21 protein-coding genes and 1 pseudogene are annotated in these 21,896 nt (G+C 68.0%); 9 read left to right on the forward strand and 13 right to left on the reverse strand.

Annotation, left to right across the window (positions count from 1 at the left end; translation table 11 throughout):
- Positions 1-7: 7 nt before the first annotated feature.
- Complete coding sequence (locus KTR9_RS21775) at positions 8-895, forward strand: LysR substrate-binding domain-containing protein (protein ID WP_044507263.1); 888 nt, start codon at positions 8-10, stop codon at positions 893-895.
- A gap of 89 nt (positions 896-984) precedes the next feature.
- Here KTR9_RS21775 and KTR9_RS21780 read toward each other — a convergent pair whose 3' ends face one another.
- Both KTR9_RS21780 and KTR9_RS21785 read right to left on the reverse strand, forming a co-directional pair.
- Positions 985-1,761 (reverse strand): enoyl-CoA hydratase, encoded by a 777-nt coding sequence (locus KTR9_RS21780; RefSeq protein ID WP_014928151.1) that lies wholly within the window; start codon positions 1,759-1,761, stop codon positions 985-987.
- A gap of 70 nt (positions 1,762-1,831) precedes the next feature.
- A complete protein-coding gene (locus tag KTR9_RS21785) occupies positions 1,832-2,938 on the reverse strand; it encodes an enoyl-CoA hydratase/isomerase family protein (RefSeq protein ID WP_044507265.1) in 1,107 nt (368 codons plus the stop codon).
- Positions 2,939-3,000: 62 nt separating this feature from the next.
- Here KTR9_RS21785 and KTR9_RS21790 point away from each other — a divergent pair, with 62 nt between their 5' ends.
- Both KTR9_RS21790 and KTR9_RS21795 read left to right on the forward strand, forming a co-directional pair.
- Entirely contained in the window at positions 3,001-3,873 is an 873-nt protein-coding gene (locus KTR9_RS21790) for a siderophore-interacting protein (protein WP_014928153.1), read from the forward strand.
- 107 nt (positions 3,874-3,980) lie between these two features.
- Entirely contained in the window at positions 3,981-4,496 is a 516-nt protein-coding gene (locus tag KTR9_RS21795; RefSeq protein WP_010842731.1) for a DoxX family protein, read from the forward strand.
- Here the strand turns inward: KTR9_RS21795 and KTR9_RS21800 are convergent.
- Together KTR9_RS21800 and KTR9_RS21805 are read right to left on the reverse strand one after the other, a co-directional pair.
- On the reverse strand, positions 4,490-5,416 hold the full coding sequence (locus KTR9_RS21800; RefSeq protein WP_014928154.1) for an SDR family oxidoreductase: 927 nt from the start codon (positions 5,414-5,416) through the stop codon (positions 4,490-4,492). The two genes, KTR9_RS21795 and KTR9_RS21800, sit on opposite strands and share 7 nt — an antisense overlap.
- Entirely contained in the window at positions 5,413-5,904 is a 492-nt protein-coding gene (locus KTR9_RS21805) for a MarR family winged helix-turn-helix transcriptional regulator (protein WP_014928155.1), read from the reverse strand. The genes KTR9_RS21800 and KTR9_RS21805 overlap by 4 nt, the downstream gene beginning before the upstream one ends.
- A 91-nt stretch (positions 5,905-5,995) precedes the next feature.
- Between KTR9_RS21805 and KTR9_RS21810 the strand changes: the two genes are divergently transcribed.
- Positions 5,996-7,477 carry an MFS transporter gene (locus KTR9_RS21810; protein ID WP_014928156.1) on the forward strand — a complete coding sequence of 494 codons (1,482 nt, stop codon included), beginning with the start codon at positions 5,996-5,998 and terminating at the stop codon, positions 7,475-7,477.
- Between the two features lie 38 nt (positions 7,478-7,515).
- On the opposite strand, the gene KTR9_RS21815 is transcribed toward KTR9_RS21810, so the two are convergent.
- Positions 7,516-8,259: a GntR family transcriptional regulator gene (locus KTR9_RS21815; RefSeq protein WP_014928157.1), complete on the reverse strand. Its 744-nt coding sequence runs from the start codon at positions 8,257-8,259 to the stop codon at positions 7,516-7,518.
- Positions 8,260-8,306: 47 nt separating this feature from the next.
- Positions 8,307-9,458, reverse strand: coding sequence for an acyl-CoA dehydrogenase family protein (locus KTR9_RS21820; RefSeq protein ID WP_014928158.1), 1,152 nt, complete (start codon positions 9,456-9,458; stop codon positions 8,307-8,309).
- Positions 9,459-9,640: 182 nt separating this feature from the next.
- Between KTR9_RS21820 and KTR9_RS21825 the strand changes: the two genes are divergently transcribed.
- Genes KTR9_RS21825 through KTR9_RS21835 form a run of 3 tightly spaced genes read left to right on the forward strand, consistent with a single transcriptional unit; the run spans position 9,641 to position 12,637 of the window.
- The gene (locus KTR9_RS21825; RefSeq protein ID WP_014928159.1) at positions 9,641-10,456 is read left to right on the forward strand and encodes an HpcH/HpaI aldolase/citrate lyase family protein; all 816 of its coding nucleotides are present in this window, start codon (positions 9,641-9,643) and stop codon (positions 10,454-10,456) included.
- Complete coding sequence (locus KTR9_RS21830; RefSeq protein ID WP_014928160.1) at positions 10,449-11,453, forward strand: MaoC family dehydratase; 1,005 nt, start codon at positions 10,449-10,451, stop codon at positions 11,451-11,453. Before KTR9_RS21825 ends, KTR9_RS21830 begins: the two co-directional genes overlap by 8 nt.
- Before the next feature lie 44 nt (positions 11,454-11,497).
- Positions 11,498-12,637, forward strand: a complete 1,140-nt coding sequence (locus KTR9_RS21835) for a CoA transferase (RefSeq protein ID WP_014928161.1) — start codon at positions 11,498-11,500, stop codon at positions 12,635-12,637.
- A gap of 272 nt (positions 12,638-12,909) precedes the next feature.
- Here KTR9_RS21835 and thpD read toward each other — a convergent pair whose 3' ends face one another.
- From thpD to KTR9_RS21865, 6 genes and pseudogenes are all read right to left on the reverse strand, one after another.
- On the reverse strand, positions 12,910-13,827 hold the full coding sequence (gene thpD / locus KTR9_RS21840; protein WP_014928162.1) for an ectoine hydroxylase: 918 nt from the start codon (positions 13,825-13,827) through the stop codon (positions 12,910-12,912).
- Between the two features lie 237 nt (positions 13,828-14,064).
- Positions 14,065-15,415 (reverse strand): annotated as a pseudogene (hpnE, locus tag KTR9_RS21845) (hydroxysqualene dehydroxylase HpnE).
- Positions 15,416-15,493: 78 nt separating this feature from the next.
- Positions 15,494-16,681 (reverse strand): CynX/NimT family MFS transporter, encoded by a 1,188-nt coding sequence (locus tag KTR9_RS21850; RefSeq protein ID WP_044507268.1) that lies wholly within the window; start codon positions 16,679-16,681, stop codon positions 15,494-15,496.
- Positions 16,678-17,352: a FadR/GntR family transcriptional regulator gene (locus KTR9_RS21855; RefSeq protein WP_014928164.1), complete on the reverse strand. Its 675-nt coding sequence runs from the start codon at positions 17,350-17,352 to the stop codon at positions 16,678-16,680. Before KTR9_RS21855 ends, KTR9_RS21850 begins: the two co-directional genes overlap by 4 nt.
- Before the next feature lie 70 nt (positions 17,353-17,422).
- Positions 17,423-18,172: a cation transporter gene (locus KTR9_RS21860; protein ID WP_014928165.1), complete on the reverse strand. Its 750-nt coding sequence runs from the start codon at positions 18,170-18,172 to the stop codon at positions 17,423-17,425.
- Entirely contained in the window at positions 18,172-18,507 is a 336-nt protein-coding gene (locus KTR9_RS21865; protein WP_014928166.1) for an ArsR/SmtB family transcription factor, read from the reverse strand. The genes KTR9_RS21860 and KTR9_RS21865 overlap by 1 nt, the downstream gene beginning before the upstream one ends.
- Before the next feature lie 133 nt (positions 18,508-18,640).
- On the opposite strand from KTR9_RS21865, the gene KTR9_RS21870 reads away from it, so the two are divergent.
- Together KTR9_RS21870 and KTR9_RS21875 are read left to right on the forward strand one after the other, a co-directional pair.
- Complete coding sequence (locus KTR9_RS21870) at positions 18,641-19,630, forward strand: ABC transporter substrate-binding protein (RefSeq protein WP_014928167.1); 990 nt, start codon at positions 18,641-18,643, stop codon at positions 19,628-19,630.
- An 82-nt stretch (positions 19,631-19,712) separates the two neighbouring features.
- Positions 19,713-20,999 (forward strand): lipase family protein, encoded by a 1,287-nt coding sequence (locus KTR9_RS21875; RefSeq protein ID WP_014928168.1) that lies wholly within the window; start codon positions 19,713-19,715, stop codon positions 20,997-20,999.
- Between the two features lie 9 nt (positions 21,000-21,008).
- Here KTR9_RS21875 and KTR9_RS21880 read toward each other — a convergent pair whose 3' ends face one another.
- Complete coding sequence (locus tag KTR9_RS21880) at positions 21,009-21,869, reverse strand: glucose 1-dehydrogenase (RefSeq protein ID WP_014928169.1); 861 nt, start codon at positions 21,867-21,869, stop codon at positions 21,009-21,011.
- Between the last annotated feature and the right edge of the window lie 27 nt (positions 21,870-21,896).

Consider the following 21,896-nt stretch of genomic DNA (forward strand, 5'->3'; position numbering starts at 1 on the left):
TGGCGGCATGGAGCTCCGCCATCTGCGGTACTTTCGCGCCGTCGCCGAGGAATTGCACTTCGGCCGGGCCGCGCAGCGACTCCACATGGCCCAACCACCGCTGTCGCAGCAGATCCGCCAACTCGAGGACGAGCTCGGGGTCGCGCTGCTGGTCCGGTCGACGCGGCGCGTCGAACTGACCCCCGCGGGTGCGGACTACCTGCAGCGAGTGGAAGCGATCCTGGACTCGGTCGACGCCGCCACACGGCAGGCACAACGGATCGCCGACGGACGCCAGGGCAACCTCGCGATCGGGTGCGTGGGTTCGGCGACCTATTCGCTGCTGCCCGCGCTGGTGCGCGCCCTGAGCGTCGAACTACCCGACGTGGACGTCAGCGTGCGCGGCGAGATGCTGGCACCCGCCCAGATCGCCGCGCTGGCGTCCGGGGACATCGACCTCGCGTTGTTGCGCGTACCGATGGACACGACCGGCCTGCAGGTCGAATCGATCCGCCGCGACCGCCTCATCGTGGCACTGCCTCACGATCATCGGCTCGCCCACGGCGCACCGGATGCGACCGTGGACTTCGCACTGCTGGCCGGTGACGACTTCGTCGTGCATGCGGGCGGCGGGAAGTCGCTCATGCACGGCGTCCTGTCGGCGGCCGCCGGACGCGCGGGTTTCGTCCCGCACATCCGGCACGAGGTCGAGGAGACGTCGACGCTCCTGACACTGGTCGCCGCCGGGGTGGGGGTGGCCCTGGTCCCCGAACCCACCTCGGCGCTCGGCGTACCCGGCGTCGTGTACCGGCCGCTCGACGCCCCCGAGGAGGTCGAACTGGCCGTGGCATTCCCGGACGGGCGCCGAACCCCGCTCGTCGACCGGGCCCTGGCGGTGTTGCGCACCCTCTCCTGAACGCCGCAAACCCACCCCTTTTCGGTATTTCCACCCACCACATAGGGGGTGGAAATACCGAAAAAGGGTGGGTTTGCGAATGTTTCGGATCAGCGGTGGGTGAAGTTCGGGTCCCGCTTCTCGACGAAGGCGGCCATACCCTCGGTCTGGTCGTCGGTCGCGAACGTCGAGTAGAACAGCGCGCGCTCGGCGCGGACACCCTCCACCAGGCTCGACTCGAAGGCACGGTTGACCGCGTCCTTGGCGGCCGCGGCGGCGATCAGCGACTTCGAGGCGATGACCTCGGCGACCTCGATCGCGGCGGCGCGGCAATCCTCCTTGGGCACCACCCGCGAGACCAGGCCCAGACGCTCGGCCTCGTCGACCTTCATCTGCCGGCCGGTGAGCACCATGTCCATCGCCTTGGCCTTGCCGACGGCGCGGGTGAGGCGCTGCGAACCACCGATGCCGGGGATGACGCCGAGGTTGATCTCGGGCTGACCGAAGACGGCGTTGTCGCCGGCGATGATGGTGTCGCACAGCATCGCGAGTTCGCAGCCGCCGCCGAGGGCGTAGCCGGTCACCGCGGCGATGATCGGCGTACGCGCCCGCGACAGCTCATCCCAGGCGCCGAAGAACTGCTCGTTCACCACATCCGCGTAGGACTTCGATGACATCTCCTTGATGTCGGCGCCCGCGGCGAACGCCTTCTCCGAACCGGTGATCACGATGGCGCCGATCCCCTGGTCGACGTCGAACTCCTTGACGGCGCCGACCACTTCGTTCATCAACTCGGTGTTGAGCGCGTTCAGCGCTTTCGGGCGGTTGAGGGTGATGATGCCCACCCGGCCGCTGGTCTCGACGACGATGGTCTGGTGTTCGGTCACGGTGAGTCCTCTTTCGGTTCGATGACGGGCGGGATGTTACGGGCTGACCCCCACCCGGGGAAGGTCTCGGTCAGACGGTCGGGAACGTGAGGTCGCCCGGCAGCGGCGCGAAGAACGCGTCCACGGCGTCCTCGGAGAACGCAGCCCACTTCGGGTTGCGGTCCTTGTCGATGACCTGAGCTCGGATCCCCTCGGCCATGTCAGGATGCAGCAGGCAGCGCACCGAGACGCGGAATTCGCGCACGAGCGAGTCCTCGAGGGTCGCATCACCGGCCGCCTCGCGCAGCGACCGCAGCGTGACCGCCAGCGCGGTCGGGCTCTTCGCGGCGATCGCGTCGGCGGTCTTGTCGGCGAACGGCGAACCCACCGCGCGGCATCGTTCGATGATCTCCGGGACAGAGTCGGCCGCAAACGCTTCCGCGATCCACTCACGGTGTTCGGCGAGTTCGGAGGCCGGCGCGTCGACGGCGTGCGCGGACAGCGCCGCCTCGACTCCCGACTCGCCGATCGCGGCGAGGAACGCCGGCAGCGACTCCGATGGCACGAAATGATCGGCCAGACCCATCGCGAGGGCATCGGCGCCGCGCAGGTGGCCGGCGGTGAGACCGGCATAGGTTCCGAGTCCGTCCGGAACGCGTGAGAGAAGATGTGTGCCACCGACATCGGGCACGAACCCGATGCCCACCTCGGGCATCGCGAGCTTCGTGCGCTCGGTGACGACGCGGACGTCGCCGTGCGCGGACACCCCGACACCGCCGCCCATCACGATGCCGTCCATGATGGCGACGTACGTCTTGGGATAGCCCGAGATCAGCGCATTCAGCCGGTACTCGTCGAACCAGAACTTCGCCGACGGCGACTGCTCGGCCTCGGTGTCGGTCGACGCCGGATTCCCGCTCAGCGCGGCCGCATCGCGATGGATGGCGACGATGTCACCACCGGCGCAGAGCCCACGCTCGCCGGCTCCCGAGAGCACGACGGCCTCGACCGCGTCATCGGCCGCCCAGGCCTCGAGGTGCTCGGCCATCGAGCCGACCATCTCGTGATCGATCGCGTTGATGGACTTCGGACGGTTCAGGACCAGCGACCGCGCCGACCCGTTCTTCTCCGTCAAGACCGATGGTTCCGACACGGACGAACTCCTCTCCACACCGACAGGCTCCTCAGATGGTTGCATATCCTAGTAACCCGGGTCCAGCCCCAAGTCAGGTTCGGCCACAGTCAGGTTAGGGTTACCTCATGGGCTATTCCAGAGCACGCGTTGTCGACGTCGCCGACCTGACGCCCAATCTGCGTCGCATCGTCTTCGACGTGACCGATCTGCCAGGACTCGGCCTGCCGGGCGGCGCCGACGAAGCCGTGGGCATCTACTTCCCACACGAACCCGAGCGTGTCACACCGGATATGGAATGTCGCGACGGCACGTGGGCCTACTACGACATCGAGCCGGCCCCCGATGGCCGGAACTACTCGATCCGTTCGGTCGACCACTCCGCCGGCACGATGGTCGTCGACTTCGTCATCCACGCCGCCGGACCCGCGACGCTGTGGGCGCAGCGCGCCGAAGCAGGGCACGACGTGGTGATGACGCACGCCCGGAGCTGGTACGCACCACCCGCCGGCGTCGAGCGCCTGGTCCTCGCCGCCGACCTCGCCGGACTCCCCGCCCTGGCCCGGATCCTCGACGAACTGCCCTCGACCGACGGGGTCACCGCCGTGGTCGAGGTGCCCGCTCCGACCGAACTGTCGTACCTGCCCGAGCGCGACGTCGAGCTGATCACCCTCGCGGGCGGGAACTCCCGCACCCCGAGCCGGCTCGCCGACACCGTCTGCGGCCTCGACCTGCCGACCTCAGGCGCCTACTGCTGGTTCGCCGGTGAGGCCGCGGAGTCGCGCGCGGTGCGCAAGCACCTACGCGGGGACCTTCGCTGGGACCGCCGGTCCTACGACGTCATCGGCTACTGGCGTGTCGACGCCGAACGCTGGACGCGGGCCTACGCCGAACACGGCGCCGAACTGTTCGCCGTCTACCGCGAGGCGCTCGCCGACGGCAAGAGCGAGAAGCAGGCCTCAGAGGAATTCGACGAAGCGCTCGAACGGGCGGGACTGTGAGACCGGACGAGCCGTCCGGCGCGGCTGAGGTATATAGTTAGATAATTGCTTGTAGTTCTCGCCGAAGCTGCCGCCGGTGGCTTACCCATCGCCGGAAGGATCCCGAAGTGGCGCGCCTGTTCACAACCCCGCGACCGACCTCGAATCACACTGCCGCACAGCTGCTCCTGCGCGCTGCAATCGGCGGGACGATGATCGCCCACGGGGTCAAACACGCTCGCAGCCTGGCCGGAACCGCCGGATGGTTCGGTTCGATCGGGTTCAAGCAGCCCAAACTGCAGGCCCAGGCCTCGGCCGTCGTCGAGATCGGTTCGGGTGCCGCCGTCGTCGCGGGTGCGGGCACTCCCCTCGCCTCGGCCGCCATCGTCGGCACGATGGCGGTCGCCGCCCGCTCGGTGCACCAGCCCAACGGATTCTTCATCACGTCGGAGGGGTGGGAATACGTCGCCAACCTGTCGGTTGCGGCCATCGCCCTCGCGGCCATCGGTCCGGGACGTTTCAGTGTGGATCGTGCACTCGGCATCGACACCAAACTGACGTCGGGACAAGCGGCTGCGGTGGCGGCCGGAGTCGGGCTGACCGCGGCCGGGGCGCAACTCGCGCTCTTCCACCGGCCTCAGTAGACGACTCCATCCGAGGACGCCGCCGGACGCCCGTCGTCCGCGGCGGCTTCCCGGTACCGGGCGATCTGGCCCTTCTTGGGGGCGCGATACATCGCCCACAGCAGCTTCGGGATCCCCTGGACCGGAAGCGGCCTCGGCCAGGACCGGGCCCGCATCAGGGCCTCGGTGCCGCCGTCGACGGTGATGACCGCGCCCGCCATGAAGTCGGCCGCGGGCGACAGCATGAGCATCACCCACGCGGCGAGCTGCTCCGGCGTCCCGAACTCGCGCACCGGGACCGGGAAGGATCTCACGCTGTCGGCCTGCGGGCCGTCGAGCTGGGCTTGCAGCAGTGGGGTCATCACCGGTCCGAGTGCGATGACGTTGATCCGGATTCCCTCTCCCGCCCACTCGGGTGCGGTTCCGTGCAGTCGGCACCAGTGGGTCACCGCGATCTTCGACGACGCGTAGGCGACCGGCCCGGTGACACCCCGTCGGCGGCGGATCACGCGGGTGGCCCCCTCGGCGTCACCGTCGACCAGCCTGCGCACCGCACCACCCGGCACCAGCGGCGTGACCGTCGTCGAATTCGAGCCGAAGACAACGACTTTCGCGTTGTCGACGGCGGCGAGTGCCGGGCGCCACGCAGTCAGCAGCTCCGTGACACCGAGGACGTTGACTTCGACGATAGTCCGCTCGCGCCCCTTGGCCGGGCCCATCCCAGCGGCCAGGACCGCACCGTCGAGCGTGCCGCCCGCCCTGGTCATGACCTCTGCCGCCGCCGTGTGGCGACCCTCCGGCGTCGACAGGTCGGCGACGACATCCGCGTCGCGCCGGTCGACCCCGATGACCGTGTGACCCTCGGCCCGCAGCGACCGCGCCACCGCCGCCCCCATGCCCGACGCCGATCCGGTCACCGCGTATGTCCCGCCCACGGTCACCCCAGACCCTTCTTGTAGGGGTCGACGCTGTCGGTGGTGCCGTGCCGGTGCTGGGTGCGTTCGTAGGCGTCGTTGAAGGCCCGTAGTTCGTGCAGGAGAGCCTGCGGCGTGCCCGGATCGAGGTCGGCGAAGACCTGCTCGAGCCGTTGGGCGCGCAGCAGCCCGTCCCGCCGGAAGGCCTTGCTGCCCTCCTCGGTGGGGCGGATCAGCTTCGACAGCGAGTTCTCGACCTCGAAGCGCTCGACGTAACCGTGTTTGATGGCCGCGTTGACCTGGCGGTTGACGGTCGACTGCTCGAGGCCGAGCTCGGCGGTGAGCTCTCTCAGAGTGCGAGGCCTGCCATCGGAGAGCACCCACAGGATGGCGAACGCCGATCGTTCCAGTCCGGCGGCCGGATGGACGAGGCTGCGACGCCCTGACATCCGCAGCAGCTCTTGCGCCAGATCACGATGCACCGCCGACTGCCACGGCGCATGATCCTCCGACATTCGTCCTCCATCCCTCGACGGACACAATCTACTGTCCGATTTGCATGTGTACGTTACATATGTATGCTGCATACCTCGAAGGAGGTCTCCCATGAGCCGAGTACGAGGTGCCACGCCGGGACTCACCCGTGACGCCGCCGAAGCCGTCGACAAGGCCCCTGCCGGCGCCGTCGGCAGTGTGGTTGTGCTCTGTTTCGGCGGCCTCGTCGCGTCGCTGATGCAGACACTCATCATCCCGATCCAGCCGGACCTGCCCCGGCTGCTCGGGACATCGATCGGCAACGCGTCGTGGATCATCACCGCCACCCTGCTCGCCGCGGCCGTCGCCATGCCGATCGCCGGGCGACTGGGCGACATGTTCGGCAAGCAGCGCGTGCTGTTCGTCAGCGCGGTCCTGCTCACGCTCGGGTCGTTGATCTGCGCACTCGGCGACACCCTGGTTCCGCTCATCATCGGCCGCGGCGTACAGGGCCTGGCGATGGGGTTCATCCCCGTCGGCATGAGCCTGATCCGCGAGATCACCCCACCCCGGATCACCTCGATGGCCGTGGCCGCCATGAGCGCGACCCTCGGCGTCGGCGGCGCGATCGGCCTGCCGCTGGCGGCCTGGATCGTGCAGACCTGGGACTGGCACGCCCTGTTCTACGTGGCGACCGGTCTGGGCGTGCTCATCAGCGTGGCGGTTCTCGTGCTGGTACCTCGCGTGAACGACGCTGTGGGCGGGCGCATCGACGTCCCGGGCGCCATCGGCCTGGCCGTGGGACTCTCGGCGTTCCTCATCGCGGTGTCGAAGGCCAACGACTGGGGCTGGACCTCGGGACGCACCCTCGGACTCGGACTGGGCGGCATCGCCGTGCTACTCGTGTGGGGTGTCTTCGAACTCCGCCAACGGGATCCGCTGGTCGATCTGCGGACCACCGCACGTCCCGCGGTCCTGCTGACGAACATCGCCGCCGCGGCCATCGGCTTCGGAATGATGGCGCAGTCCATCGTCCTGCCGATGCTCCTCCGCCTACCGGAGGCCACCGGATACGGTCTGGGACAGTCCCTCCTGGCCGCGGGCCTGTGGATGGCACCGGGCGGTCTGATGATGATGATCTTCGCACCCGTCTCGGGCATCCTCATCAACCGGATCGGCGCCAAGATCACGCTTGCCATCGGCGCCGCCATCCTGGGATGCGGTTACCTGCTCGCGTTCTTCCTCATGGACGCCGCCTGGAAACTGATGCTGGCCTCGATCGTGTGCGCGATCGGCGTGGGTGTCGGCTACGCGGCGATGCCGACCCTGATCATGGGGTCGGTGCCGGCGACCGAGGCCGGTGCGGCCGTGGGACTCAACGGCCTCATGCGTTCGCTCGGTACCACGATCGCATCGGCTGTCATGGCCCTGATCCTGGCCAGTGCCACGATCTCACTCGGCGGCACCGAGGTGCCGGACGAATCGACGTTCACGTGGTGCTTCCTGGTGGCGGCCGCGGCGGCGTTCGTCGGCATGGCCATCACACTCACCATCCCGGCGCGCCGTGGATCGTCGAACGTCCCCGAGGAACAGCCGCTTCCGGCTCGGCACTGACGGGACCCTGTTCCCTGAGGTGCGAGCGAAGCGAGCTCTCAGATCCCACTGCGCCGCAGCGTCACCCGGTAGGTGTAGTGCTCGGGCAGGAAGTGGCTGACCGCGAGTTCGACTGCCCGCCCGCGGGAATCGGTGTACAACCGGTCGACCCGCAAGACGGTGTGTCCCACCGGACAGCCGAGCCGGTCCGCGGTCGTGGCGTCGGCCGTCGTGGCCGTGATCGATTGCGCGCATTCCTCGATCGGATCGGCGAGGTGCGGTTCGAGCAGACCGATCATCGTGTGGTCGCTGATCGCGCCCTGCTCGACCTCGGGTGCGTCGATCACCAGACGTGCCACCGGCTCCGGCCACGACACCGTCGTCACGACGAACGGGACACCGTCGTGAAAGCGCTGGAAGACGATGCGGTACACCACGTCGGTGTCCAGCCGCAACCGGCCCGCGGCCTCGAGATCGACACGACGCGCGGGCGATTCGAGCACCTGCATCTCGGTGTCGGTGGACAGGTTCATCAGGTCCTCGATCGAACCCAGTTGGCGCAGGTACTGGCCCGCGTTCTCGGTCGCGAACGTCCCGCGACCGGGTACGCGGTACACCGCCCCCTCGGTCACCAGTTCCAGGAAGGCCCGACGGACGGTCTGCCGGCTGAGCGCGTACTCCTGGGACAGTTCGACTTCGGTCGGCAGCCGCACGCCGCCGGCGTACTTGCCCGCGACGATCTGCGATCGCAGTTCGTTTGCCAGCGTCTTGTACGCCGGCTCGGACTGGCCCGCGTCACCCACTCATCCCACCGCCTCCGCTCCGATCGACTCACACGGCGTCGTCCGCGTCAGATACCCCCGCGCGAGACCAGTTGCGCCGCGATCACATTGCGCTGGATCTCGTTGGTGCCTTCACCGACGATCATCAGCGGCGCGTCGCGGAAGTACCGCTCGACGTCGAACTCCGTCGAGTAACCGTAACCCCCGTGGATACGGACGGCGTTCAGGGCGATCTCCATCGCCACCTCCGAGGCATAGAGCTTCGCCATGCCGGCTTCCATGTCACAGCGCTCACCCCTGTCGAACTGTTCGGCGGCGTGCCACGTCAACTGACGAGCAGCGGTGAGTTTGGTTGCCATGTCGGCGAGATAGTTGCCGATCGACTGATGCTTCCAGATCGGTTGCCCGAAGGACTCGCGCTGCTGCGCGTAGGCCAGTGAGTCCTCCAGCGCCGCCGTCGCGACACCCAGTGCGCGACATGCCACCTGGATTCGACCCGTTTCGAGGCCTTTCATCATCTGACCGAAGCCCTTGCCGGGGACGTCACCGAGGATCGCCGATTTCGGTGCGCGGTACCCGTCGAAGGACAGCTCGCAGCTCTCGACACCCTTGTAGCCCAGCTTGGGCAGGTCGCGCGAGACGGTCAGTCCCGGGCCGTGTTCCACCAGCACGATCGAGATGCCCTTGTGTCGCGGGGTCGCCGAGGGATCGGTCTTGCACATCAGCGCGATGAGCCCCGAACGTCGGGCATTGCTGATCCACGTCTTGGAGCCGCTGATGACCAGCTCGTCACCGTCTTCTTTGGCGACCGTCGACATCGCCTGCAGATCCGAGCCACCGCCCGGCTCCGTGAGCGCCATGGTCGCCCGCATCTCACCGGTGGCCATCCGGGGCAGATAGGTCCGCTTCTGCTCCTCGGTACCGAACAACGTCAGCAGTTTCGCGACGACGGTGTGCCCCCCCATCGCGCCCGCCAGACTCATCCATCCCCGCGCGAGTTCCTGAGTGACCCGTGCGTAGCACGGCATCGACACCGGCGAGCCGCCGAACTCCTCGGGCACGGCGAGCCCGTAGATTCCGATCTGTTTCATCTGCTCGATCCACTTCTCCGGGTACTCGTTGGCGTGCTCCACCTCCTGCACGGACGGCTTGACCTCACGGTCGACGAACGACCGGACGGTCTCGACGAGGAAGGACTCTTCGGCGGAGAGTGTGCTCATGAGGGGGTTCACCTGCGATCTGCGTGGGGACTAGATTTGTACGGCCATTTTGTGGCCACCGCGGATCGCTGTCAAGGTTCACAACGGCCACTGAAGTCTGATAGAACCGTGAGGGCATGATTTGGCCGCACATTTGAATCCGACCCCCTGGAGCAACAGTGCAGAGACGACGAGCCGTTCTGGTGGCACCGGCCTCCGACGACCGCAAGGCCCGCAAGGCGCTGGCCTCGATCGCCGACGAGGTGGTCCTCGACCTCGAAGACGCGGTGACTCCGGAGAACAAGAACTCGGCTCGCGCGGCGGCCGCCGACCTGGTCGCCGAGTTCGGCGCCGATCGTGCGATCTCGTTGCGCATCAACGCCATCGACACACAATGGGCTGCCGCCGACCTCGCCGCGTGCGCCCAGATGCCGAACCTTACGTCGGTGGTACTGCCGAAGGCCGACTCGCCCGCCGATCTCCGGTCCGCCGACGAACAGCTCGGCCGAGCGCCGGTCCGTCTGCAAGCGCTGCTCGAGTCACCTCGCGGCATCCGTGACGCGGGTGCGATCTGCGCGGCGACGAACCGGCTCGACGCCGTCCTGATCGGATACGCCGACCTCGGCGCCGCACTCGGACGCGCCCCCGGCCTGGCGATGCACACCTGGCACGTCGTCCAGGATTCGGTGCTACTCGCCGCGCGCGCGGCCGGCGTGGACGTCATCGACGGACCGCACCTGACCATCGCCGACGACGAGGCCTTCCGAGATGCCAAACGCTGGGTCCGCGACCTCGGCTTCGACGGCACCTGGGTGATCCACCCGGCCCAGCTCGCCAGTGCCATCGAGATCTTCACACCCGACGACGCGGCCATCGAGGACGCGCGACGCGTGCTCGACGCGCTCGAGAAGGCGGCCGCCGCGGGAGCGGGCGCTGCCGAGCTCGACGGCCGGATGCTCGACGAGGCGCTCGCCGTCGCCGCGCGACGCGTTCTGGCGAAGGGCGGAAGCGATGTCTGAACCGATCGCCGTGGGCGGCCCACACTTCGACGACCTCGCACACGGCCAGATTTTCGACGACGCCCCGTCGCTCACGCTGACCGACGGCCTCGCCGCGTCACATCAGATGATCCTCGGCGATCGTCTACGCCTCGCACTCGACGCGCAGTTGTCCACACGGGTGATCGGCGGCGGCACTCTCGCACATCCCGGACTGGTCACCGACATCGCGATCGGTCAATCCACCTTGGCCACACATCATGTCAAGGCAAACCTCTTCTACCGCGGCCTGCGGTTCCTGAGCCACCCTCGGATCGGCGACACGCTGACGACCGTCACCGAGGTGGTCGGATTGCGGGAGAACACACCCAGACCCGGCCGTCCACCCACCGGTCTGGCCGCGTTGCACATGGTGACGACCGATCAGCACGGCGCCACCGTTCTCGACTTCCACCGCTGCGCGATGCTGCCGTTGTCCCCCGATGCCGACCCCGAGCGGACGGTGCACGCAGACGACCTGAGCACCATCGGACCGGGGACCGACGCGACACCGTCCATCCCCGAGTGGGACCTCGAGACCTACCGGACGTCCGTGCGCGGAGAGCACTTTTCACCTGAGCTGGCGGGCCGAGTCTTCACCTCCAGTGCCGACGTGGTTTCCAGCGCACCCGAACTCGCCCGGCTCTCACTGAACATCGCGGCCACACACCACGATGAGCGGGTGGCCGGTGCAGCCGCCGGTGGTCGTCTGGTCTACGGCGGGCACACCATCGGACTCGCTCTCTCCCAGGCCAATCGGGCGCTTCCGAATCTGGTGACCGTTCTGGGCTGGGACTCGTGCGACCACACCGGTCCGGTCCACGAAGGCGACACCCTCAGCTCCGAGATCACTGTCGCAGAAGCCACTCCGCTCGCCGCCGGTGGCGGCATCCTCCACCTGCACTCCAAGGTCGTCGCGCACGGTGACGACGAGGACCGCGACGTCCTCGACTGGCGTTACCGCGTCCTGATGGCCTGACACCCTGGCGCGCACAGCCGTTTCTCCCCGAGGAGTCACTTCACATGAGCCCCACCACCCGCCCGCTCGAAGGCCTCCGCATCGTGGAGGTGTCGAGCTTCGTCGCCTCACCGCTGTGTGGCCTGACCCTCTCCCAGCTCGGTGCCGAGGTGATCCGCGTCGACCCGGTCGGCGGCGCCGCCGACGTCAATCGGTGGCCGGTTACCGGCGAGGGCACCTCGATCTATTGGACCGGGCTCAATCGCGGCAAGAAGTCCGTCACCGTCGACTTCCGTGATCCCCAGGGCCAGAGAACCATCCAGGACCTAGTCACCGACAGCGGACCGGGCGGCGGAATCCTCGTCACCAATGCGGGCGGGCGGTCGTGGATGAGCCACGAGACGCTGTCCGCCCGACGCTCCGACGTCATCACCCTGGAACTGCTCGGCCGCACCGACGGCACGCCGGGCGTCGACTACACGGTCAACGCGGGGCTGGGATTCCCGGCGATCACCGGACCCACCGATTACGCCGGCGTCGTCAACCACGCGTTGCCGGCATGGGACATCGCGTGCGGTCTCTATGCCGCACTGGCTATCACGGCCGCCGTCCGGCGCCGGGACCAGACCGGTGCCGGGGCACAGATCACCCTGCCACTCGAGGACACCGCCCTCGCCATCGCCGGGACGCTCGGATACCTCACCGAGCCCCAGCTGGGTGGCGGCAGCCGACCGGGCACCGGGAACGACGTCTACGGCACGTACGGCACCGATTTCGTGGCCGCCGACGGTGGCCGGTTCATGCTCGTCGCCCTCACACCCCGTCACTTCCGCGGCCTCGTCGAGATGACCGGCACCGGTGACGCCGTCGCGGCCGTCGAACGGGCACTCGACGCGGACTTCGGCAGAGAAGACGACCGGTTCCTCCACCGCGGTGTGCTCACACCGCTGTTCGCCGCGTGGTTCGCGCGGCACACCACCGCCGAGGTCGAGGCCGAGCTGGCCAACTCGTCCGTCCTCTGGGAGCGGTACCGCACCTTCGGCGAGGTCGTCGAATCAGGTGCTCTGCACCGTAATCCGCTGTTCGCCGAGCTGGACCAGCCTGGGATCGGAACCTACCTGGCAGCGGGGTTGCCCGCGAGGTTCGACGGTGAGCACCTCTTCGCCGGGCCGGCCCCCGACCTGGGTTCGTCGACCGGGTTCTGACCCTTCGAGACGCTCGCAAGCTCGCTCCTCAGGGAGCAGAGCAACACCCGCAAGCTCGCTCCTCAGGGAAACAGAGCAACACCCGGCCCCTCCGCTCCTCAGGGAACAGAGCATACCCGCAAGCTCGCTCCTCAGGGAACAGAGCAATACCCGCAAGCTCGCTCCTCAGGGAAACAGAGCAATACACGGCCCTTCTGCTCCCTGAGGTGCGAGGAGCGCTAGCGACGAGCCACGAAGGGTTTGGTGAGTTCGCTCCTCAGAGGCACGCCATATCACCTGTGCGCCAGATGGTCAGGCCGTGGTGGCGTCCCACCGTACGGTTCCTGCAGCGCGTTCGACTTCGCGTTGAAGACCACGAACAGGTTGCTGCGCGGGTAGGGCGTGATGTTCCCGCCGGACGCGTGCAGGCAATTGGAGTCGAAGTAGAGCGCGGACCCGGCCGGTCCGGTGATCGTGTCGATGCCGAGCTCGTCGGCGAGGCTCGCGACGTCCTCTTCCTCCGGCGTCCCGACGGGCGGCCGGTACGAGGTGAGCGATTCACGATGGTAGTCACCGGGTGTCGAGCCCACACAACTGACGAACCGGCGGTGGGAACCGGGAATGATCATCAGTGGACCGTTGGTCGAGTAGTTCGGGGTCAGTGCCAGCGATACGCTCAGTGCGCGCGGCGCGGGCATGCCGTCCTCGGCGTGCCATGTCTCGAAGTCCGAGTGCCAGTAGAACGGTCCGCCGGCGAAACCCGGCTTCAAGTTGATCCGGCTCTGATGGATCGTCACGTCGTCGTCGAGGATCTGCCGGGCAACCCCGACAATGGCTTCTCGCGAACAGATCTCGGCGATGACGTCGCTGAGCCGATGCACCGCGAAGAGCGATCGGACGTCACCGTTGGACGATTCGCGGATCACCCGCTCGTCGTCGCCCAGTCGCTCGGTGATCGACTCCACCTCGTGGAGACAGGCAGCGATGTCGGCGTCGGCGAGAATGTTTGTCTCCGTGTGGTATCCGCGGTCGGCGTAGCGTCGGAGCTCGGGCGCCGACAGGGGCCCGGGGTTGCCCATGCTGCCCCACACCGTGTTGTGCGGGCGCGGCTCGATCTGACTCCGCCGGGCGAGCCGGGTGCGGTAGACGTCGACACTCGTGTTCGCGGAATGCCCGGCCTCTGGAGTTCGTGTTGCTGTGTGAGTTCCCACGATCTGTTCGATCCTTTCCCTCATCCGGCAGGCCGCTCTCGAAGCAGGATGTGCCTCGGCGGCAGGCAAGGTGATTGTGTTGTGCGATCGTCGGACGACCACGCGTCGCGATCTCGTACGGCGTCGGCGGCGCGATCGGTCTTCACGCGTGCCGGGTTCGTCCGTATATCTGCACCCTGCCAGCAACAACGATGCCCCGCAACCATGCTGGTATGCGGGGCGGACACCGTCGTCGACTCAGCCGCGCCGGGCGTACTCCAGGATCACCTCGACGGCCCGGGCAGCACTCTGGCACGCACCCTCCATCGTCGTGGTCCAGTCGGTACGGGTCCAGTCTCCGGCGAGCGCGAGTCCGCCGACCTCGGTGCGCTGGTCTGGGCGCAGGCCCGCGGTTCCGGGTCGTTGTGCGAAAGTCGATTTCGGCATCCGGACCACGTGGCTGTGGACGACCTCGGCGTCGGCCGCCTGAGGAAAGTACCGACGCAACATGTCCATCTGGATCTCGGTGATCTCGGCGTTCGTCTTCGAGATCAGGTCATACGACGCCGACACCGTCGTCGAATAGAAGTGATTGTCGCGCGGTTCGCGCCCGTGCATGCGCTGGCGGTCCCACACCTGTTCCAGCACACCCTCACCGCCGTACAGGATCTCGCCCCAGTCGGCCATCCCGATCGAGCGGTCGAGATAGAGGTTCACACTCACGATGGGCACCGGGGTCAGGTTCTCGACGGCGCGGTAGATCCGGTCGTGTCCCGGGACCTGATCGAGGAGTCCCTTCACATTCCACACCGGCACCGCGCAGATGACGGCGTCGGCGGCGACCTTCTCGCCGCCGGCGAGGGTCACACCGGTCACGGTCCCGTCGGTCACGTCTATCGACGACACCACCGCGCGGTGGCGGACCTCCACACCGGCATCGGCGAAGCGCTTCTCGGCACCGTGGATGAACAAGGTGTCGAGGTCGACGGTGGGGTAACCGATGGAGATCGGCGTCCGCGTCTCCCGCGCCCGCCGGGCCCCCGTCACCAGCAGATCCGCCGGGACCTTGGCCGAGGAGATGTCCGGCTTTGTCACCGGTCAGGCCGATGACGATGCCGTCCCACAGCGCATCCCGTGCCGACTGCGGCATCCCGATACGGCGGAACCACTCGTCGGCGGTGACGTCGTCGAGCCAGTCGGGCTGCCGAAAAGCCTGGCGTATCAGCGTGATCTGGGCACGCACGGTCCGCAACCGGTCGAGACCGGTCACTCCCGGCAGATCGCCGAGCGCCGCCCGGAGCCCGGACAGGCCCGCAAAGCCCGACCTGCGGGTCGCTCCGCCGGGCATCCGGACGGTCATGTGTCCTGGAAAGGCGACATGCTCGCGAGTGCCGACGCTGTCCAGGTAACGCATGAGGTGCTCGTACCCGCTGGCGAACACATGCTGGCCGTTGTCGGGGACATCGTCGACGACGTGCAGCGGCATCGAGATGGTGCGACCACCGAGAGAACCGCGTCGTTCGAGGACGGTGACGCGTTGACCTGCTTCGGCGAGCCACACCGCCGACGCAAGACCGGCGAGTCCCCCGCCCACGACCACGCAATGCATGCGCCACAGATTAGCGGTCAGTGCTGACCGGTACCGGGAATGCGCTGTTTCCCATCTCCTCCGACGACGGCCGGGCGCTCACCCGGTCATCTTGACGTCCTTGGCGGCGCCGAGGACGGACAGGGCCTGCGGCACCAGGACGAGGCCGAGGACCGCCATCGCCAGGGTCCACGAGCCGGTGACGTCATGGATCGCGCCGATGACGATCGGACCGGCCGCCGCCGCCAGATAGCCGACGGACTGCGCCATCCCGGACACCTGGCCCGTCTGCTCGGACCCCGAGCTGCGCAACACCATGAAGAGGAGGGCCAGGCTGATCGACGAGCCCGGCCCGACCATCACGCAGGCCGCCCAGAACCCCGGCCACACGTCGGTGCTCAGCAGACCCACGAAACCGACGGCGCAGACGGTGATCACCGACAGGGTCACGGCACGCTGATCGGCGAAGCGACCGGCGACGATCGGCGCGAGCAGCGACATGATCAGGGCGACCACCTGCGCCGACGCCAGCACGGCGCCCGCCCGCAGCGGCGACATCCCGGTCTCGACGAGGTACTGCGGCAACCAGGCCACGAACGTGTAGAAGATCAACGACTGCGTTCCCATGAACACCGTGATCGCCCACGCGATCGGGTTCTTCAGCAACGACGTCGCCTGCCCGGCCGAGGTCACCCGATGAACCATCGGCAGCTGTGGAATCCAGACGACCACGGCGACCAGGGCGAGGAGCGCCCACGTCGCGAGAGCGAGGCGCCAGTTCCCGCCCAGCTCGTCGTTGATGGGAACACTCACCCCCGACGCCACCGCGGCCCCGCCGGACAGCGTCATCGAGTAGAGGCCCGTCATCAGCCCGGAGCGATGGGCGAAGTCTCGCTTGATCAACGCCGGCAGCACGACGTTGCAGGTCCCGATGGCTGCTCCGATGACGGCCGAGCCGGCGAAGAGGGCCGCCGCGGACGGGATCAGGCGCACGAGGATGCCGACGATCAGCACGAGCAAGGCGCCGAAGATGACCCGCTCGATGCCGAAGCGGTTGGCGAGGCGCGGCGCGACCGGCGCGGAGATCCCGAAGAAGAGCACCGGCAGAGCGGTGAGCAGACCGGCGACCGCACTGCTGAATCCGGCATCATCGGAGATCGTGCCGATGAGGGGCCCGACGGCCACGACGGCCGGCCGCAGATTGGCGGCGACGAGCATCACCCCGACCGCGGTGACGATCACCCCGACGCCGGTCTTCTCGTGGGCGGACAGGGCCTGTCCGCTCACTCGGGCACCTCGGTGAAGTCGACGTAGGCGTACACGGCCGCGCGGGCCGCACCGGCGTCGCCGCGCTCGATGGCGTCGACGACGTCGCGATGGCCACGCGGGTGCGTCTGTTCGGCCAGCGGACCTCGCACCACCGACGGGTGTGTTCGGGCGATCACCTCGGCGATTCCGTCATACATCTCGATGAGCAGCGCGTTGCGCGAGGCGACGACGATCTCGGCGTGAAAGGCGATGTCCGCCTCGGTGTATCGATCGAGGTCGCCGTCGGCCAGCGCAGCCTCGGTACGCGCCAGCAGCATGCGCAGCCGTTCCACGTCGGCGGCGTCAGCCCGACCGGCCGCACCGGCCGCCGCCTCGCTCTCGAGCGCGCGACGCACTTCGAGCAGATCCCGGAGCTCCGACGGCGCAGAGCGTCGGGCGATGGCACCGGCGAGCGGGCTCCGACCACGCACATAGGTTCCGTCGCCGCGCCGCGGCTCCAGCATGCCGGCGTGTTCGAGCGCCCGGGCGGCCTCCCGAATCGTGTTCCGGCCCACGCCGAACTGCGCCACGAGTTCGGGCTCGGCAGGAATCCGCTCGCCGAGCGGCCAGGTGCCGTCGGTGATCAGCTCCTGCATCCGTTGCACGACGAGCTCGCTGGTCCTGCGCGGTGGGGTGATCTGTCCGGACACCGAAACAACCTAACATCCCATGTTTGGCCCCGTCCGACCGTGGCGTCCCGGCCCCCCTGCGACCGCGGCGTCAGCAGCCAGACGCGCGGGCACCGGGTTCGGTGACCCGACCGGAACTCTCAGCGGAACAGCAGTCGCAGGCCGCCGGACGGCCGCCGTCGACACCGATCGCGGGGACGCAGCACGCGTCGCCGCGCCACGCGTTGATCCCCTCCCGGACCGCTATCACCGAGATGACCAGGGCAGCAACCGGATCTGCCCACGACCAGCCGAGCAATCCGTTGAGGGCCAACCCGACCAGCAGCACCGCCGACAGATAGGTGCAGAGCAGCGTCTGCTTGGAGTCGGCGACAGCGCTCAGCGAGCCGAGCTCGCGGCCGGTTCGACGTTCGGCCCACGACAGCAGCGGCATGACGAGCAGACTCACCGCGGCCAGCGCGATGCCGATCGACGAGTGCCGCGCCTCGTCGCCGAGACCGACCAGCGAACGGACCGAGTCGACGCCGACGTATGCCGCCAGGGCGAAGAACGAGATCGCGATGATCCGCAGCGCCACCTTCTCCCGCCGCTCCGGGTCGGAACCGGCGAACTGCCACGCAACCGCAGCCGCGGAGGACACCTCGATGACGGAGTCCAGACCGAACCCGATCAGGGCACCCGAGGACACACGCATCCCCTCGCTGATCGCGATCACGGCCTCGATCACGTTGTAGGCGATGGTCGCCGCGACGAACCAGCGAATACGGCGCTGCAACAACGTCCGTCGCGCGGCGCCCGGGCCGGGCCGCCGCACCGACAGGGAGCCCGGTTCGGCGGCCATTAGCAGCACCCTTCCTCGCCTGATGCGGGACAGCATGCCGGATCGACCGCCAGGACCAACCCGAGGAGATCATCCAATGCATGCCCGATCTTGCTGTCCGCCAGCTCGTATCGGGTTCGACGACCCTCCGGCACCGCGACGACGAGGCCACATCCGCGCAAGCACGCCAGGTGATTGGACAACACCTGACGCGAGACCCCGATGGTGTCCGCGAGCTCGGACGGGAAGGCCCCACCCGAGCGCAGCCGGAGCAGCACCTGGGTACGCGTGGAGTCCGACAACGCGTACCCGAACCTCGTCAATGCGTCACGCTGAGCCACCGCCGCCGATTCCATGGGACATGACAGTACAGATTTTCCTGTATTCAGGAAACCCTGTACCGCAGTCGCGATCTCGGCGGCGTCTGCCCAACCCACGGCAGATGCCCACGGTTGATCCGAAATGGTTGGTTACCCTAACCTAACCATCATGCAACCGAAGCGGTATCTCGCCGTCCCGTTCATGCTCATCGCCGTACTCGTGTTCGCCCTGGGATGTTCGTCCGGGGACGACGGGAACTCCGGCACGGACTCCGCGGAGGCCACGGCGACGACCACCGTCGACCACCAGTACGGATCGACAGTGATCGACGGTGTCCCGAAGCGGGTGGTCACCCTCACCGGTGCGACCGCCTGGACCGACTCGTTGATCAAGCTCGACGTCCCGATCACCGCCGAGTTCGTCTCCGCCGGATATTCGGGTCCGGACAACCGGTTCGCATGGACCCCGCCGCACGAGTCCACCGTCATCCCGGTCGATGTCGGCGCCTCGCCGGGCGTCGCCGAGGTCGCGAAATTCGAGCCGGATCTGATCCTCGCGGGATACCTGCCCGATCGAGCGGCGTACGACGTCCTGGCGAAGGTGGCGCCGACCATCCCGGTGATGAGCACCGAGACGGTCAACGACACCTGGCAGCAGGTGTTGAGCACCGCGGGCAAGATCTTCGACAAGGAGGACCAGGCGTCGCAGGCGCAGACGGAGGTCGAGGAGAAGATCGACGCGATCAAGAAGAAATACCCTGCGGCACAGGACAAGACGGCAACCTTCGGTCAGCTGACCCCGGAGCGGCAGTTCGGTGTGGTCACCTCCGACAACGATCCCTCCGCCAAGCTGCTCGCGGAGGTCGGCCTCCGGCTGGACCCCGCCGTCACCGGCCTGTCGGACAACGGTCAGCGCGTCGTCGTATCGAGTGAACGAGTGGATCTGCTCGGCTCTGATCTGCTGATCTTCTGGCCACTGGTCGGCGGACCCGAGGTCTTCGAAACCATCCCGGGATGGGACTCGTTGCCCGCGGTCCGATCCGGCGCGACGGTGTTCCTGACCAACGACACCGCCTCGGCATTCGGGACGCCGACGGTCTACTCGGTTCCGTGGGCTGTCGACGCCCTCGAGCCCGCATTGGCCAAGATCGCCTCGTGAGCGTCGCCGGGTAGACGGGACCCGGTCCGCGGCCCAGAGGTCAAGTCGCCCCACGCCGGCCCGTTCGATGTTTAGATGAGCCATGTCGTTCGGGCTGCGCACGAGTTGGCTGCGCGTGGGTGTCATCGGTCTTGTCGTCGGCGTGATCGCCGGAGTGCTCGCGAGCGCGCCTCCCGCGCAGGCGGCACCCGGCCCGGGTTCACCGTTGCCGTCGGCCGATCCGTTCTACTCCTACGACGCCTCGCTGGCCGGGGTGGCACCCGGCGCGGTGCTCCGCAGCCGTCCCATGCAGTTCCGGACACCCACGATGTCCACACCGATCACCGGCTCGCAGGTGCTCTACCGCACCACCGACCAGTTCGGCGCGAGCGTGGTGACGGTGGCGACCGTGCTCCGGCCGCTGACCCCGGGTCCCACCCGCCTGGTCTCCTACCACATGGCGTACGACGCGCTCGGGTCCCAGTGCGACCCGTCGTACACCCTCAGCGGCGGGTACACCAACGGCACCGCGACCGCCGAACAGGGCGTCATCGCAGGCTATCTCGCTGCCGGCTACACCGTCGTGGTCCCCGACTACGAGGGCGAGAAGCTGCAGTGGACCATCGGCCGGCAGTCGGGATACGCCGCTCTCGACGGCGTCCGCGCCGCCCAATCGTTCCTGCGGCTGCCGCGATCGACCCCGGTCGGCCTGGTCGGTTACTCCGGCGGGTCGATCCCCACGCAGTTCGGAGCCGAGGTCGCGCCGCGGTACGCCCCCGAACTCAACATCGTGGGTGCCGCCGCGGGCGGTCTCCCCGTCGACCTCGCGCACAACCTGCCCTACATCAACGGCAGCGCGAAGTGGGCGGGCGTCATCCCCGCGCTGGTGGTCGCCTATCAGCGCACGTACCGTCTCGACACCTCGACCTTCCTGTCGGCGCGGGGCCGGCAGGTCGCCCAGGACGTCAGCGACGAGTGCATCTCCGAGTTCGCGTCGAAGTATGCGGGCCTCACGAGCGCGGACATGGTCAAGCCGCCGTACACCGGTTTGCTCGACGTTCCGCAGGTGGTGCGGGCGATCAACGACAACATCATGGGCCGTTCGGGCACTCCGTCGACGAAGATGCTCCTCGCGGTCGGTCATTACAACGCGATCGGCGACACCCTCATGATCACCGGCGATGTCATCGGCCTGGCGGACGAATACTGCTCGCGCGGCGTCGACATCACCTATCGACAGCTCAACGGCCTGACGCATCAGGAGGCGTTCCTGCCGTTCGAGCCCCTCGCCCTGCAGTACCTCACGGAGAGGTTCGCGGGCACTCCGACGCACAGCAACTGCGGTTCGCTGCCACGCGGGAACAGCCTGGCACCGCTTCCGGTGCCCTGACCTCGGGGATCACCCCGGGAGCGTCTCACCGCCGATCGGGGCCAACACCTCGCCGGTGTAGTACGACGACAGCTGTTCGGCCGCGAAGAACACATACGACGGCGCGATCTCGTCGGGTTGGGCGGCGCGTCCCATCGGCGCCTGCGTGCCGAAGTCCTTGACCGCGTCGGCGGGCATCGTGGCCGGGATGAGCGGTGTCCACACCGGACCCGGGGCCACGCAGTTCACCCGGATCTTCCGCTTCATCAGTGCCTGCGCCAGCGAATAGGTCAGCGCGAGAACAGCCCCCTTGGTCGCCGAATAGTCGATGAGGCTGTCGTTGCCGCGCAAGCCGTTGATCGACGACGTGTTGATGATGGCGCCGCCGCCGGTCAGATGCGGGACCGCCGCGCGGGTGGTGTGGAAGAAGCTATCGATATTGACGTCGAACGTCCGCCGCCACTGCTCCGGCGTCAACTCCATGAAGTCGTCGACGATCTCCTGATAGGCGACGTTGTTCACCAGGATGTCCAACGCCCCGAGCTCGTCGACGGTCCGCTTCACGACGTCGGCACAATGTGCCGGATCGGCGAGGTCGCCGCGGTAGGCACGGGCCTGCCGTCCCTGCGCCTCGATGAGTTCGACGGTGTACCGGGCGTCGTTGTCCTCTTCCAGATAGGCGATGGCGACGTCGGCGCCCTCCTTCGCGAAGGCGACCGCGACCGCCCGTCCGATACCCGAGTCACCACCCGTGATGAGCGCGGTCTTGCCCGCCAGCAGATCGCGACCGCGGTACTCGCGCATCTCGTCCCGCGGTCGGTCACCCATCTCATCGGTCTCACCGGGGTACGGGATCGTCTTCGCCACGTGCTCGGGGTTCTCGTCACTCATGTCCGACGATTGCCCGCGCCGACGCGC

Origin of the sequence: Gordonia sp. KTR9 (genome assembly GCF_000143885.2) — a bacterium.
In the GTDB taxonomy this organism is placed as follows: domain Bacteria; phylum Actinomycetota; class Actinomycetes; order Mycobacteriales; family Mycobacteriaceae; genus Gordonia.

Coding starts and splice junctions, on each gene's coding strand:
- KTR9_RS21775 (WP_044507263.1), top strand. CDS start 8: ATGGAGCTCCGCCATCTGCGGTACTTTCGCGCCGTCGCCGAGGAATTG.
- KTR9_RS21785 (WP_044507265.1), bottom strand. CDS start 2,938: ATGCAACCATCTGAGGAGCCTGTCGGTGTGGAGAGGAGTTCGTCCGTG.
- KTR9_RS21790 (WP_014928153.1), top strand. CDS start 3,001: ATGGGCTATTCCAGAGCACGCGTTGTCGACGTCGCCGACCTGACGCCC.
- KTR9_RS21805 (WP_014928155.1), bottom strand. CDS start 5,904: ATGTCGGAGGATCATGCGCCGTGGCAGTCGGCGGTGCATCGTGATCTG.
- KTR9_RS21810 (WP_014928156.1), top strand. CDS start 5,996: ATGAGCCGAGTACGAGGTGCCACGCCGGGACTCACCCGTGACGCCGCC.
- KTR9_RS21820 (WP_014928158.1), bottom strand. CDS start 9,458: ATGAGCACACTCTCCGCCGAAGAGTCCTTCCTCGTCGAGACCGTCCGG.
- KTR9_RS21830 (WP_014928160.1), top strand. CDS start 10,449: ATGTCTGAACCGATCGCCGTGGGCGGCCCACACTTCGACGACCTCGCA.
- KTR9_RS21835 (WP_014928161.1), top strand. CDS start 11,498: ATGAGCCCCACCACCCGCCCGCTCGAAGGCCTCCGCATCGTGGAGGTG.
- KTR9_RS21860 (WP_014928165.1), bottom strand. CDS start 18,172: ATGGCCGCCGAACCGGGCTCCCTGTCGGTGCGGCGGCCCGGCCCGGGC.
- KTR9_RS21865 (WP_014928166.1), bottom strand. CDS start 18,507: ATGGAATCGGCGGCGGTGGCTCAGCGTGACGCATTGACGAGGTTCGGG.
- KTR9_RS21870 (WP_014928167.1), top strand. CDS start 18,641: ATGCAACCGAAGCGGTATCTCGCCGTCCCGTTCATGCTCATCGCCGTA.
- KTR9_RS21875 (WP_014928168.1), top strand. CDS start 19,713: ATGTCGTTCGGGCTGCGCACGAGTTGGCTGCGCGTGGGTGTCATCGGT.
- KTR9_RS21880 (WP_014928169.1), bottom strand. CDS start 21,869: ATGAGTGACGAGAACCCCGAGCACGTGGCGAAGACGATCCCGTACCCC.